This is a genomic window from Bifidobacterium sp. LH_512 (assembly GCF_056356435.1).
Genome location: NZ_JBKEUE010000001.1, coordinates 63,536 through 78,273, shown reverse-complemented (window position 1 = coordinate 78,273; position 14,738 = coordinate 63,536). Strand labels below are relative to the sequence as shown.

Below are 14,738 nucleotides of genomic sequence, written 5' to 3'. Positions count from 1 at the left end.
GGCAATTACCTGGCAACATCCTCCCCGTTTTCGTTAAAACCACGTGGTTTTTACGTTTCCAGGCGCTCCCCAAGCCCGGTTCCGTAAGAACCACGTGGTTTTAACGAATCTGAGGGCTCCTATTCGAGTTGTTCGGAAAGCTCCATCCACTCCATTTCGAGTTCCTCGGATTCGCTGGTGATGGTCTGCAGCTTCTGATTCAATTCGTTAAGACCTGCGTAGTCGCTGGGATCATGCGCCGCCATTTGCGCTTCCACATCAGACTTCTGCTCTTCCAATTTGGCGAGCTTGCGTTCGATTGCAGACACGCGCTTCGACGCATCATGGAAGGCCTTGCCGGTAAGTTTCGGCGCGGTCGGTTGGGATACAGCAGGTTGCACGGAGGATTCAGATGATTCGCCCACGGCAGCTTTTGCACCGGCCGCGTCATCATTAGCAGCATTATCGACAGTGTCGGCGGATGCTTTGCCGCCACTGTTGCCGCGCTGATTTGCTGATTCGTCACCGAACGGATTACGGCCGGCTTTGATGGCCTCGGTCATATCCAGATAATCCTGCACGCCGCCAGGCAGATGACGAATTTTGCCGCCAATCAGAGCGAACTGTTGATCGGTGACACGTTCCAACAGATAACGATCATGGCTGACCACAATCAGCGTGCCCGGCCACGTATCAAGCAAATCTTCCATGACGGCCAGCATGTCGGTATCCAAATCGTTACCGGGCTCATCCATAATCAGCACATTCGGCTCGTCAAGAAGAATCAGCAACAATTGCATACGACGCTTCTGACCGCCGGAAAGGTCACGAATAGGCGTCATCAACTGCGCTGGTTCAAAGCCGAGACGCTCCATCAGCTGACCCGGCGTCACCTCTTTGCCTTCAACGATATAGCTCGGCTTATAACGGCTCAGCACTTCCTTGATCTTGTATTTTCCAAGCTTTTCCAGCTCGTCAAGACGCTGCGACAGCACCGCGAATTTCACGGTCTTGCCGATATTCACATGGCCCACTGTCGGGGTAATCGTGCCGTCAAGAATTTTCAATAATGTGGATTTGCCGGCACCGTTTGCGCCAACAATACCAAAGCGGTCACCTGGGCCTATCAGCCAGGTCACATCATCCAAAATTTTACGGCCGCTCACCGTGATTTTCTGCGCGGCGGACGTTATTTCCTCTGCATTGCCACCATCGGCGTCGCTTTCTGCTGCGGCGTCGCCAGCAACGGTATCGCCGGCGTTTGAGACAGCATCAGACGTCTTGCCAGACGTTATATCAGCAGAAGTCACGGCAGCATCCAGCAGGCGCGGATCGGTCATGTCATCGACTGCGATTTCAACCGAACCATGCACCTGCGGCTCCGCATACATCGCCGGCACCACGTCAACGCGAGACGCGGAAGTTTCCAGCGCGGCAACATCCGGATCGATATCGGCCTCGCCCTGCACATGCGAGAAAATCTGCGTCACATCAATCAAATCGACGACCTGCTTGCCCAAACGGGAGGTCGCCATCTGCTTCAACTCCAACGTGTTACGCAGTGGCGGCACGTCGGCGATCAGCTCACGCGCAGCCTTCACATGGAATTTCTGCTTCGTGGAACGCGCACGCGCGCCGCGGCTCAGCCAAGCAAGCTCCTTGCGGGCTAGATTACGACGCTTCGTCTCACGAACGTCGGCCTGACGGTCACGTTCCACACGTTGCAGCATGTAAGCGGAATAGCCGCCTTCGAACGGGTCGATCACACCGTCGTGCACCTCCCACATCGACTCGCATACCTCGTCGAGGAACCAGCGGTCGTGCGTGACAAGCAGCAATGCGCCCTGTCCCTTTGACCAACGGTTCTTCAAATGTTCGGCCAGCCAGTGGATTGTCACCACGTCCAAATGATTGGTCGGCTCGTCAAGGGCGAGAATATCCCAATCCTTGAGCAGCAGGCGCGCCAGATCAGCGCGGCGGCGCTGGCCGCCGGAAAGCGAACCGATTTTCGCATCCAGACTGATGCCGCCCAGCAGCGCTTCAACGATTTCACGAGACTTGGTTTCCGCGGCCCATTCGTAATCCTCTCGACCTTCCAATGCGGCTTCGCGCACGGTGGCGTTGTCGTCGAGCGGATCACGCTGGTCAAGCATGCCGAAAGTCAGACCGCCACGCTTGGTGACGCGACCGGAATCCGGCGTCTGCGTACCGTTGAACAGGTGCAGCAGCGTGGATTTGCCGTCGCCGTTGCGGCCGACGATGCCGATGCGGTCGCCTTCAAAAACACCTTGTGTCACATCGGTGAAGATGGTCTTCGTGGCAAAGACGAGCGATACATGTTCAAGTCCCAAGTCATAAGTCGGCATAAGGCACCAATGTAGCGCCCGGCGTAGGCATTTATGGCACGATGCCGTGCTGTCGTCACTGACTTTTTCAGCATCGCGCTTTACTGCCGCAAAGTCTGCGCATAGCTGTTGCAGCGGGCGGCGAAGCCGGAGAAGGTCTGTTCGGCAAGCGCCTGAATCTGCGCGTTATGCTCGGCGAAAGACTCACGCAGCTGCGATTTGGATCCGCCGGCGGCCTTCAACGCTTTCACCATGCTCGGTTCGGCAAGCCATTCTTCGAGCAGTGTGGGGGTGACTTCCAAATGGAACTGCAGTCCGAGCGCAGACCCGAAACGGAATGCCTGTACTTTGGTAGACGGTGACTTGGCAAGCAATTGCGCACCTTCCGGCAAGGTGACGATGTCGCCATGCCAATGCAGCACGTCCATCTGCTTTTCATACATGGAGAAGCAGTCGTGACGGTCCACGCGCTTGATTGGCCCGATGCCGATTTCCGGAGTATCCGACGAGCTGAGTTTGCCGCCCAATGCGGTGGCGAGAATCTGATGGCCCAAGCAGATTCCCAGCACGGGCTTGCCGACGCTGGTCGCAGCTTTGGCGAGTTTCGCTTCGGCTTTCAATCCTGGATATTTGTTGTAGTCGAGCGCGCCCATTGGACCGCCCATAATGACGACTCCGGAAATTTCATCAAAATTCGGCAGGTCCGGCTTTTTTGTTTCGGCAACATTCAGCGTCAACGTTTCAAGACCTAGGTCTTCCAAGTTCGCCAAAATACGTCCCGGTTTCTCCCACGGGACATGCTGCAGAATAAGCACTTGTGATTGGGGCATGGCCCCCATTGTGTCACCACGCACGTAAAAATTAGCCAGATAACGTTTTATCAACGTGTTGCCGTTGTCACGTCAAATCATATCGACACTTTGTCGACATAATATTTGCGACGTTACAGCCCCTCTGCAGCATCTCATCAACACACTGTCGACAACACTGTCAATGCATCATCACCAACATGTTTTGTCGCAGAATACGAATACGCTCGAACTATGAGCATGACCCAGGAACCGCAGAATTCCAACATTTCCGAAGCATCGCAGCTTGCCGAAGCGGCGGCCGGACTTCACTTGTACGACACCGCATCACACGCGGCAGTCCCCTTCCGCCCGATCAAGCCGGGGCAGGTCGGCATGTATGTGTGCGGTGCCACCGTGCAGAGCTCGCCGCATATCGGCCATATTCGTGCCGCCGTCGCTTTTGATGTGGTACGCCGTTGGATGCTGCGCCTAGGCTACAAGGTTACATTCGTGCGCAATGTCACCGATATTGACGACAAGATTCTTGACAAGGCCGCTGCCGCAGGGCAGCATTGGTGGGAGCGCGCGTACATCTACGAGCGTGAATTCACGAAGGCGTACGACGAGCTTGGCGTGCTGCCGCCGACATATGAACCCCGAGCGACCGGCCACATGATGGATATGGTCGCGATGATTCAGCGCATCATCGACAACGGTCACGCATATGTGGTGCGTGACGAGAGCGGCAAGCCGACCGGCAACGTGTATTTTGATGTGGCGTCGTGGCCGCATTACGGCGAGCTGACGCATCAGAAGCAGACGGCCGCTGGCGCTGGCGAGGCCACTGATGAGGCCGCGGAAATCGCCAATCGCATGGGCCCGAGCGTCGATGCCGCCGGAGACGACAAATACAATCCGGTTGACCCGGCAGACATGTCCCCCGACAAGCATGACGTGCGCGATTTCGCCCTGTGGAAGGCGCCGAAAGACACCGATCCACTGGACGCACGCTGGAATACGCCATTCGGCGCCGGACGCCCCGGATGGCATATCGAATGCTCGGCAATGAGCAACCGCTATCTGGACGGCATGTTCGACATTCATGGCGGCGGCTTGGACCTGCGCTTCCCGCATCACGAGAACGAGATGGCGCAGACGCGCGCAGCCGGCTTCGATTCGGCCGCAGTGTGGATGCATTCCGCTTGGGTGACCGCCAAGGGCGAAAAGATGAGCAAATCGCTGGGCAATGGCCTGTCCGTGCCGGCGGTGCTGGCTGAACATTCCGCTTGGGTTGTGCGCTATGCGTTGGGTGGCGTGCAGTATCGTTCGATGCTGGAATGGTCGGATCAGACGCTGGCTGAAGCGCAGGCCGCGTATGATCGCGTGTCCAATTTCATTGAGCGCGCAGGCGCCGCGTTGGGCGGGCAGCCTTCTCGCGATGAGATCATTGCGATTTCGGCGGATGCGCTGCCCGCTGATTTTGTTGCCGCGATGAATGATGATGTGAATGTTTCCGGCGCGACTGCCGCGATTTTCACGGCGATCCGTTCCGGCAATACGCTGCTTGCCGCGTTTGCGGATGGTTCCGCCACTGCGGACGCCGCCGTTCAGCTGCGTTCCACATTGGTGGCGGTGCGCGCGATGTTGGATACGCTGGGATTGGATCCGCTGGCCGAACCGTGGGCGTCCGCCGCCTCCGACACCGCAGGCGCCGGCGATTCCGCGGAGCACACGGCGTTGGATGCGCTGATTTCCGGCCAGCTTGAGGAACGTCAAGCGGCACGCAAGGCAAAGGATTTCGCCAAGGCGGATGCGATTCGCGACGCGCTGAACGCCGCCGGCATCGTCATTGAGGACGGTCCGCAAGGCTCCACTTGGTCCATCAGATGATTCCTTGCCCATGATCCGTATGGCATGACGATATGAAGGAGGCCCGCCGGAAAACGTTTCCGGCGGGCCTCCTTCATGTGCCGCTATCGGGCATCCGGCAATGTCGCTTTAGTCGAACGCAAAATCGACGTCCACGATATGCAGGCGATGCTTCAGGTCGGCTTCCAGTTCCCGACGGCTACGCTTCAGATCGGCGACGCTGACGGTGGATCCGGTTCCCGAGACATACACTTCCACCCGGTAACTCATACCCGTTTTGAAAATGCGCGTCTGCTCGTACTGCGTGCCGTCCGGCAGATGACGCTGCGCACGCTCCTCCACAAACGTATTGATTTCGTCGTCGTCATGCACGCCGCCCACCAATTCGACGAACGCGTCACGGAGCACACCGACCGGTTCCTTCACCGCAATCAGCACGATCGCCGCCGTAATGAAGAAATCTCCGGTGTAATGCAGGAAGTCGAACGGTGTGCCGTCCGGCAGGAAAAACAGACCTACCGCAACCGCGCCGATACCGGCGGAGATCAAGCCGTCGATCAGCGTGCCGTTCGATTCGGCACGCAGCATCATGCTGGCATTGCCGATCGCATGGTTGCGTCGACGGTAATAGGCCACCAGACCGAAGCACATCAGCACCATGGCCGCTTCATAGAAGATCACCGGCCCGACCACGACGCGCTCCCCCACGCCGAATGCGAAATACTCGTAGGCGACGCGTGCCACATCGAGGAATGAGTACAGCAGCAGCGTCAACGTGAAGATCGATTTGCAGATCGCATACATCGGCTCCAATGCGAACATGCCTTTGGGAAAGCGTTCGGTCGTACGTACCGTTTTCGACGACAGGTACACTGCGACCATGCCGGAGACCACGGAAATCAGCGTAAACGCCGCATCCAGGAACATGGCTCGCATGCCGGTCATGAAAAACACGATGAAACCGGCCAGTACCATCAACGCATTGATGACGATGCCGACCGTCAGAGCCTTGCGCTCCGTTTTCTTCTGCTGCATGAAATGGTCCTTCCATATTGCGGGGCGATGCCTACGTCAGCGATGGCGCATGTCAAGGCTCGCGATAGGGGTGTCCAGGGATATATATCGGATCTCGAATCCTTCGAATCGATTGAATCACGCAAATCATCGGATGCGGCACAGGTGTGACAGCCTCCGACGCTCACATATCACTGCTTACCCGACCATGGTAAATGACGGGTTGGAGGTTTCATCCCGGGGCAGAACGCCGAACAGGCATGGCCGCAAATCATCGCGTCGGTAGGAGGTGAGACGAGATCAGCAGGAAGCCCCGGCCGTCACCGACCGGGATGCTGGTTTTCCCGCGTGGCAGCTAGACTGGTGGGCATTATGGCAGCATTTAGTTCTTTGACAGATAGGCTCTCCGGCGCGTTCAAGCATCTGAAGAGCAAGGGCAAGCTTTCCGAAGCGGATATCGACGGCACGATCCGCGAAATCCGCCGCGCACTGCTCGACGCCGATGTGGCACTCGAAGTGGTGCGTTCCTTCACCGCCCGCGTGCGCGAGCGTGCGCTGGGCGAAGAGGTGTCGCAATCGCTTAATCCGGCCCAGCAGGTTGTGAAAATCGTCAATGACGAGCTCACCGACATCCTGGGTCAGGGCGTCGATCGTCCGCTGAATTTCGCGAAGAATCCGCCGACGATTATCATGCTGGCAGGTCTTCAGGGTGCTGGTAAGACCACGCTTGCGGGCAAGCTGGGCTACTGGCTGAAGGAATCCGGCCATACGCCGCTGCTGGTCGCAGCCGACCTGCAGCGTCCGAACGCCGTGACACAGCTGCAGGTGGTTGGCGAGCGCGCCGGTGTTCCCGTGTATGCGCCGGAAAAGGGCGTGCAGTCCGATGGTGGCGACGCCGTCACCGTTCCGGGCCTGACCACTGGAGACCCGGTGAAGGTTGCCCGCGATTCCGTTGCGTTGGCGAAGCAGAAGCTGTACGACACGGTGATCATCGATACCGCCGGCCGTCTGGGCGTTGACGAAGAACTGATGCTGCAGGCGCGTAACATTCGCGACGCCGTGCAGCCGGATGAGATTCTTTTCGTTATTGATGCGATGATCGGCCAGGACGCCGTGAAAACGGCGAAGGCTTTCGATGAGGGCGTTGATTTTACTGGTGTTGTGCTCTCGAAGCTTGATGGCGATGCGCGTGGCGGCGCCGCGCTGTCGGTTGCTTCGGTGACCGGCAAGCCGATTCTGTTCGCTTCCAATGGTGAAGGTCTGAAGGATTTCGAGGTTTTCCACCCGGATCGTATGGCTTCCCGCATTCTCGACATGGGCGATATCCTCACCCTGATCGAGCAGGCGCAGAAGCAGTTCGATGAGGAGGAGGCTCGTAAGGCCGCGCAGAAGATGGCCGAAGGCGAATTCGGCCTGGATGATTTCCTGGACCAGTTGCAGCAGGTACGCAAGCTGGGGTCGATGAAGAGTCTGCTCGGCATGATTCCGGGTATGGCGCAGCACCGTCAGGCGTTGGAGCAGTTCGATGAGCGTGAAATCGACCGCACCGAGGCGATCATCCGTTCGATGACGCCGGCGGAACGCCGCAATCCGAAGATCATCGACGGTTCTCGTCGCGCGCGTATCGCTTATGGTTCCGGCGTTACCGTTTCGCAGGTGAATGCGCTGCTGCAGCGTTTCGAGCAGGCTGCGAAGATGATGAAGCGCATGAGCAACAGGGCTGGCCTGGGTGGCGGCATTCCGGGCTTCGGTGGCCCTGGCGCGAAGAAGAACGCCAAGAAGGGCAAGAAGAAGGGTGGCTCCAAGTCGGGCAATCCGATGAAGCGCGAGGCCGAGGAGAAGGCATTGCGCGACAAGCTTGCCGGCAAGACGTCCGGTGGCAACGGCGGCAAGGGCAGCGGTTCCGCGTTTGCCAAGAAGCCGCAGAATCCTGCGCTGCCTGCCGGCCTGCAGGAGCTGATGGACGGCAATAATGGCGAGTTGCCACCGAATTTCGGCGGCGGATTGGCTGGATTGCTGGGCTGACGCAATCTCACTGATTGTCGGCTGACGTAATCAGCATGCTGTCATCATAAGTAATGCGACATGGGTTTGTTGTTGTGAATATTCGCAACAACAAACCCATTTTTTAATCAGCGAATATCATACTGCAATCATCCCAGCTTTCATGGCAACTCACGACATTTCAAGGCGTCCCGCGTCACTTTGCTGACGCCTGCTTCTTCTACACTGGTCGTAGTCACATTCCATATCGAAGGAGATACGCGATGTCCGCATATTATGTGTCCACCACCCACGGCGACGATGCCAACGCCGGCACTTCGCCGCTGCAACCGTTCGCAACGCTTGCAGCAATCAACGCCATCGAATTGCAGCCAGGCGACGCGGTCTATCTTGAACGCGGCGCAGTGTTCCAAGGGCAAGCGCTGCATCTTCATGGCGCAGGCGCTGGAGGAAATCCCATCATCGTCGGCGCTTACGGCGATCCAACGCAGCCGCCGCCGGCCATTCATGCGGATGGCACCGGCATTTGGCATCAGGATTATCGCGCGCCCATCGGCGGTTCGCCGCATCGCAACAAAGGCGACGTGTCCACTGCGCTGCTCATTCGCGACGTGCCGTACATTGAAGTGCGTGACTTGGAAATCACCAATCGTCGCATCGACGACGCCGACGGTAAAGAGTACAACGATCTTGACGTGATGGATCGCACGGGTGTCGCTGTTATCGCGGAAAATCGCGGCACGATTACGCATACCGTGTTGGAGCGTCTCAACGTGCACGACGTGGACGGCAACGTGTACGACAAGCATATGGCCAATGGCGGCATTTATGTTATGGCGCACTTCCCTGAAGACGCCGCGCGCGTGGAAAGCGATATCGCACGTTTCGACGATGTGCAGATTCACGACGTCACTGTGCGTCGCACCAGTCGATGGGGCATCGCCGTCGGATACACCGCCTATTTGAATTACATTGATCGCGGCGGCCGCGATGAGGCCGGCAATTGGAACAACACGTTTGATTACGGCGATGGCACGATCGATGATGACGTGATCGCCAAATACGGCGCGACGAATGTGATTGTCGAGCATTGCACGGTTGAGGAAGTGGGTGGCGATGCGATTACCGTCATGTATTGCGACAGGCCGATTGTGCGCCGCAATATTTCGCGCCGCGCCGCAACACAGATTTCGTACGACGTGTATACGGCCACCGATGATGGCCGCGTAGCCGCTGCGATTTGGCCGTGGCGCTGCAAGAACGCGCTGTTCGAATACAACGAGGCCTACGACACGTTGAATGCCGACAACGGCAATGGCGATGGACAGGCGTGGGACGCTGATTTCGGCGACGGCACGGAATACCGTTACAACTATTCGTCGGGCAACAGCGGCGGCACAATCATGGTATGCAATGAGATGGCGGTGAACACGAATTTCCATAACAATACGGCCGTTCATGATTTGATGGGCTGCATTGATATTCCGCGTAATCCTGACGCATACATTCACGACAATGTTTTCGTGATGGATGAGCGTTGCGATCCGTTGCGGCTTGACCGCGCCGACGGCATTGCGCGCGTGGAACGCAATACGTTCGTTAATGACACGGCATTGGTGAAGTGCACGGATTGGCATCCGTCGGGGTCTTCGGTAACGTGGACTGGCAATATGTATGTCGGATTTGCCGATGCGCCGCAGGAGGATCGCGCGGGTATCGGAGCCGGTGCGATTGTTGGTGATGCCGGGGCCAAGACTGACTGCGGTTGCGGCGATGTTGCGGCTGCAGGCGGCACTTATACGGGCGCCGACACTGGCGCAGGTATCCGCACAGACACCGGCACAGACAAAATCTGAAGGTTTCCTGTGGATTGGACGAATCACGGTCGTGTCATTTCGTTCGCGCAATACACTTAGGTGTTTAGTTGTTCCGACGGCTGACGCGTTGCCGGCGCGCTGTGCAGTGACACAGGAGGATTCGTGATCGCATTACTGTGGGTCATTTTGGTCGTTGGCGTGCTCTGGCTGGCCTTGTCGCTGCTGCCAGCAGGCGCCGACGGCCATGGGCCGCTGCCATATTTGATTGCGCTGACTTCTTTTTTGTGGATTCCTTTTACCGCAATCGCTATTGGCGGTGCGTTGCTTCACAATTGGACGCTCGCATTGTGTGCTGCACTGGCCTGCTGCCTATCGTCACTGCCGAAATTGATTTATCATCGTCGTTCGATGGCGTCATCTCAATCACAAGGTGCTTTCAATGTGATGACGTTGAATTGTCGGTATGGCCGCGCCGATGCTGCGGCCATTGTGCAGGCTGTGCGCAATCATGATATCGCCGTTCTTGCATTACAAGAATTGACCGACGAATTGGTTTCCGCTTTGAATGTTGCAGGATTGGATGATTTGTTGTCGTATCGTCAACTTGGCGAGGCGCGCACATCCGATAACGGCGGTTTCAACGGGATTTGGATTCGTGTTGAGCCTTCTGACGCGTCTCCGATTACGGCGATGATTCCCGCCGCGGATGTGCCGGGTGTATGCTTCCCGATTAATGCGACGCGCTCGATTACGTTTGTTTCCGCACACCCAAAATCGCCGATGCGCGGTTGCCGCGATTGGTCTGCCGGCATTATCGGCCTTGGTGAATTGGCTTCAACGCAAAAGGCACATGATATTACCGTGGTGATGGGCGATTTGAATTCCGGTATCGCGCATCCGAGCTTCCGTGCGCTGCTGCGTTCCGGTTTTATGGATGCTGCACTGTTTCAGACGAATGGACAGCAGGCGACATTCCCGTCGTGGCTGCACTGGCCGCGCATTATTCTCGACCATATTCTGTTTACGCACGGACTTCATGCGTCGAATGTGCGATCTTTTGTGGTGCAAGGCAGCGACCATTTGGCCTTGATGGCCACGCTTTCGTTGGAATAGCTGAGGCTTGCGACTGTTTGGGGAGGTCAGGACAAGGATGCCCTCCGCGTACCGTCGCAAAACACCCTTTTAACGACGTTTTGGGGAGGCCACCCCTGTTTTGGCCTCCGCATACCGTCGCAACGCTGGGTCCGGAATCCGCCACAGCTCTTGCATACGAGCCTGAACATACGAAAAGTGGACCGGCGCCGCCACGGGTGCCGGTCCACTTTGATATTTCAGAGCATAACCGTCAGGCTATAGTCGTCAGGCCGTCATCGGCTTGAAGGTCAGATCCAAGCCGAAATGGGCCGCATCCAGACGATACCGGTCAATCAGAGCAGGTCCGCAACTATTCGACCCGATGCCGCTTTGCAGACCGACGAATATGACATTCGATTCGCAACGCTCCAGCTCATGGTTGTGGGCCTTGGCCGTCAGTTCTTCGTCGGTATACGGCAGCGCTTGGAAGTCGAAGCCACGCACCGAATCAGCCGTGACATCGCCATCGTAGTCAAAGGAGCAGCCGGCGGTCAGCATGGTCAATGCGACGCCGTCACCGGCGACGCTCGCCCAGTCGCAATCATGATGATTGCCGTTCTCCTGCGGCTTGATATACGGCTCGAACTGGCCATCGACCGTGCCTTCGAACACGCCGTGCCAGCTGGAACGACGCTTATCGGTATAGCTTTCGTTCGGGCCGAGGCCGCAATACGTCACATTGGACATCGTCTTCGGCACGAACAGACGCAGGCCGAAGCGCGGCAGGAAGGGCATCGTCATGTCACGGCGAACATCCATATGCAGCGTCACCGCACCATCCGGGGCGATCGCCCACACCGTCGCAAGGTCGGCGATGCGTTGCACAATCGGTGCGACCAAAGCCATGGTCACTCGGATCTCGACTCCGCCTGCGACGGTCTCGTGCAATTCCACGTCATAGGCGCGCGTGTAGGCTCGATCGTACTGTGCCTGTTCCCATTCATGACGAATGTTACGGTCGTTGTCGTTCGGCGCGCGCCATGCCTCGACTTCCATCGGGCGGTCCAACAAATTGCGATTCGCATACGCCATGCGGTCGAACAGGCCGGTGCGCGTATCGAATACATAACGCCAATTCATGCCTTCGAAAATCAGCTCGGCACCACGCTCGGACACCGCGATCTTCGCAGCGACGCCATTCTGCGCAACAGCGGCGACAGCGGCTTCTGTGTCCTCCGCAGCATCCTCAGCGTCCTCCACGACATCAGTGATCTGCGCCGCTACAAACTGATTCGCACCATCCGACACCGCGATCTCGTCAAAGCCGAGCTCGAACAGTTCCGGCGCGAAGTCGGTGGCAGTGCGTGCCAGATAGCGCAGCACCAGCGTGACCTTGCCGCCGGCAGCGGACAGCTCATCCAGATCCGGCAAGCCGGGCAGCGTCACACGGCCTTCGGCATGCGGGGCGATCGCCAGCTGTGCAAGGTCCTCATCGCTTTCGCCAAACAGGCAATACGACTGCAGCGCACCGTCCGCATACAGCTCCCACATCACATTGACGGCGTCGCCCAACGTGGTGAAATCGTAGTAGTTGCGCAGCGTCACCGTCGCCGACGCGCAATCGAATGCGACGACGCGCGCCGGACGGTACACGTTCTTGAATTCCTCCAGACCGGTATGCGGCGTACGGTCCGGATAGACCATGCCGTCCATGCAGAAGTTGCCGTCATGCGGATACTCGCCGGTATCTCCGCCATACGCGTAGATACGACGACCGTCAGGCATGGTGCCGCGGTCGATGGCATGATCGCACCATTCCCAGATATAGCCGCCAACCAGACCGTCAAAACGGTCGATACGCTCGAAATAATCCTCCAGATCGCCCGGGCCGTTGCCCATGGCATGGCAGAATTCACACATCAGGTACGGCTTGACCAGACCGTCGTCCCGCGTGCCGTCCTCACCGTTTGCGCCGTCGCCCTGCGGACCTTCGTCGCTGAAATACGCCTCAAGTTCCTCTACGGTCGGATACATGCGGCTGTGCACGTCGATGTTGCTGTAATCGTGCGAGTCATGACCGTTTTCCTCCACGTAGCGAGCGCTTTCATAATGCGTCAGACGACTCGGGTCGAAGGCCTTCGTCCAAACGAGCGCCTCCTCGAAGGTGCATCCATAGGAGCATTCGTTGCCCATGGACCAGAAGATGATGCTGGCATGGTTCTTGTCGCGTTCGACGCAGCGGCGCGCACGGTCCACAGTGGCCTCGTTGAAGGCCGGATTATTGGCGATGCGCTCATTCCAATGCTGCGAGCGGTATTGCCAATCGCGTTCGCCGTCGCCGGTGCCCTTGTAGTAGAAATCGTCGGTGCCGTGGCTTTCGTTGTCGGCCTCACCGACCACATAGAATCCCATGCGGTCGTACAGGTCGTAGTATTGCGGCGCGTTCGGATAGTGGCTTGTGCGCACGCCATTGACATTGTGCAGTTTCATCAGCGTCAGATCCTTGGTGATCTGATCTTCGCTGATGGTGTAGCCGGTGACGGGATCGCTGTCATGACGATTCATCCCGTGAATCTTGATGGGTCGGCCGTTGACGGTGATGATTTGATGCTTGCCGTCCGCACCGGTTTCGATGGCGATTTCACGGATGCCGACGATGCTTTGGATGGCCTCATACTCAGTTTCGAGTACCAGGGTATAGCAATATGGATGTTCGGCGTTCCACAGTTGCGGATTGTCGATGGTCAGATGCGCATGGGCGCGCGGTGTGAATGCCGCCCCGGATCCGGTGTCGTCGTAATCCTCTTCAGCCGGAGCCGCACCGACGCCTCCGATTGGCTGGGTTCCGCCGCGGGCAATGGTGTTGCCGTCTTCGTCGGCCAGAGTGCAAGACACATCGGTGACGACGCCGCCGTAGAAATCGAAATCGATGTCGAGGTCGGCGCTTTGCTGTCCCTGTGCGATGGTGGTATGTACGAAATAGTCCCGGATGGCGGTCTGCGGACGCTTCAGCAGGTAGACGTCACGGAAAATGCCGCTCATACGGAACTTGTCCTGATCTTCCAGATAGCTGCCGTCGCACCACTTGAGCACAAGCACGGCAAGCGTGTTCTCGCCCTCTTCCAGATAGTCGGTGACGTCGAATTCGGAAGTGGAGTGCGAGACCTGGGAGTATCCAATGAAATCACCGTTCAGCCACACGTAGAAACAACTGTCAACGCCTTCGAAATTCAAATATGCGCGCGGCGCCGCCGAATCTTCCGTATATTCAAACGTGGTCAGATAGACGCCGCAGGGATTGTTTTGCGGCACGAACGGCGGGTCCAAGGGGAACGGGTAACGCGTATTCGTGTATTGATGCGCGTCAAAACCGTGATTCTGCCACACACTGGGCACCGGAATGGTGGTGTAGCCGTTGAATGGATTGGGGCTGAAGGCGACATCGAAGAAAACAGGATCATTGGCGGCCTGCGCATCGGCGACTTCGGCGTCCAAATCATGGATGCTGTCGTAATATCTGAAATCCCATTCGCCGTTGAGCAGTTGGAAACGATCTGATTGCACGCGACGGCTCACGCTGGTATCAGTCGGTTTCGATGCCGGAATGTAGTATGCACGATTCGGTTCGCAGCCTACGTGCAGTGCATTAAGATCTTCATAGTAACGAGGAATGAACATGATGTACCGCGCCCTCCTTGGCATCGTATCGTCGAACAGATGTACATTTCCTGCTTCACATTATCCATGACGGTATGTCTGATCGGTGGACCAGTGCGGTGTCGACACTGCTCCAGCCAATAATCGAAGGCATCCCGCGGGCGTGTCGAAGCAAAAATCAGCTGTCT

7 protein-coding genes and 2 pseudogenes are annotated in these 14,738 nt (G+C 57.5%); 4 read left to right on the top strand and 5 right to left on the bottom strand.

From position 1 onward, the window contains the following. Positions 1–119 precede the first annotated feature (119 nt). From AC1AWD_RS00305 to AC1AWD_RS00295, 3 genes and pseudogenes are all read right to left on the bottom strand, one after another. A pseudogene (locus tag AC1AWD_RS00305) lies at positions 120–1,229 on the bottom strand (ATP-binding cassette domain-containing protein); the annotation flags it as partial. A gap of 56 nt (positions 1,230–1,285) precedes the next feature. After that, positions 1,286–2,345 (bottom strand): annotated as a pseudogene (locus AC1AWD_RS00300) (ABC-F family ATP-binding cassette domain-containing protein); the annotation flags it as partial. A gap of 80 nt (positions 2,346–2,425) precedes the next feature. Next, entirely contained in the window at positions 2,426–3,154 is a 729-nt protein-coding gene (locus tag AC1AWD_RS00295; RefSeq protein WP_476563101.1) for a type 1 glutamine amidotransferase, read from the bottom strand. A gap of 213 nt (positions 3,155–3,367) precedes the next feature. Here AC1AWD_RS00295 and cysS point away from each other — a divergent pair, with 213 nt between their 5' ends. Next, positions 3,368–5,005 carry a cysteine--tRNA ligase gene (gene cysS, locus AC1AWD_RS00290; RefSeq protein WP_476563100.1) on the top strand — a complete coding sequence of 546 codons (1,638 nt, stop codon included), beginning with the start codon at positions 3,368–3,370 and terminating at the stop codon, positions 5,003–5,005. A gap of 108 nt (positions 5,006–5,113) precedes the next feature. On the opposite strand, the gene AC1AWD_RS00285 is transcribed toward cysS, so the two are convergent. Next, positions 5,114–6,019 (bottom strand): cation efflux transmembrane domain-containing protein, encoded by a 906-nt coding sequence (locus tag AC1AWD_RS00285; RefSeq protein WP_476563098.1) that lies wholly within the window; start codon positions 6,017–6,019, stop codon positions 5,114–5,116. A 351-nt stretch (positions 6,020–6,370) separates the two neighbouring features. On the opposite strand from AC1AWD_RS00285, the gene ffh reads away from it, so the two are divergent. From ffh to AC1AWD_RS00270, 3 genes are all read left to right on the top strand, one after another. Then, positions 6,371–8,023, top strand: a complete 1,653-nt coding sequence (gene ffh / locus AC1AWD_RS00280; protein WP_476563096.1) for a signal recognition particle protein — start codon at positions 6,371–6,373, stop codon at positions 8,021–8,023. Between the two features lie 242 nt (positions 8,024–8,265). Next, complete coding sequence (locus AC1AWD_RS00275) at positions 8,266–9,858, top strand: right-handed parallel beta-helix repeat-containing protein (protein WP_476563095.1); 1,593 nt, start codon at positions 8,266–8,268, stop codon at positions 9,856–9,858. A gap of 123 nt (positions 9,859–9,981) precedes the next feature. Beyond that, positions 9,982–10,932 (top strand): endonuclease/exonuclease/phosphatase family protein, encoded by a 951-nt coding sequence (locus tag AC1AWD_RS00270; RefSeq protein ID WP_476563094.1) that lies wholly within the window; start codon positions 9,982–9,984, stop codon positions 10,930–10,932. 246 nt (positions 10,933–11,178) lie between these two features. Here AC1AWD_RS00270 and AC1AWD_RS00265 read toward each other — a convergent pair whose 3' ends face one another. After that, entirely contained in the window at positions 11,179–14,571 is a 3,393-nt protein-coding gene (locus tag AC1AWD_RS00265; protein WP_476563093.1) for a glycoside hydrolase family 2 TIM barrel-domain containing protein, read from the bottom strand. Positions 14,572–14,738 lie beyond the last annotated feature (167 nt).

Bases quoted from the DNA above. Each gene is read 5' to 3' on its own strand.
- AC1AWD_RS00295 (WP_476563101.1), bottom strand. From the start codon at position 3,154: ATGCCCCAATCACAAGTGCTTATTCTGCAGCATGTCCCGTGGGAGAAA.
- cysS (WP_476563100.1), top strand. From the start codon at position 3,368: ATGAGCATGACCCAGGAACCGCAGAATTCCAACATTTCCGAAGCATCG.
- AC1AWD_RS00285 (WP_476563098.1), bottom strand. From the start codon at position 6,019: ATGCAGCAGAAGAAAACGGAGCGCAAGGCTCTGACGGTCGGCATCGTC.
- ffh (WP_476563096.1), top strand. From the start codon at position 6,371: ATGGCAGCATTTAGTTCTTTGACAGATAGGCTCTCCGGCGCGTTCAAG.
- AC1AWD_RS00275 (WP_476563095.1), top strand. From the start codon at position 8,266: ATGTCCGCATATTATGTGTCCACCACCCACGGCGACGATGCCAACGCC.
- AC1AWD_RS00265 (WP_476563093.1), bottom strand. From the start codon at position 14,571: ATGTTCATTCCTCGTTACTATGAAGATCTTAATGCACTGCACGTAGGC.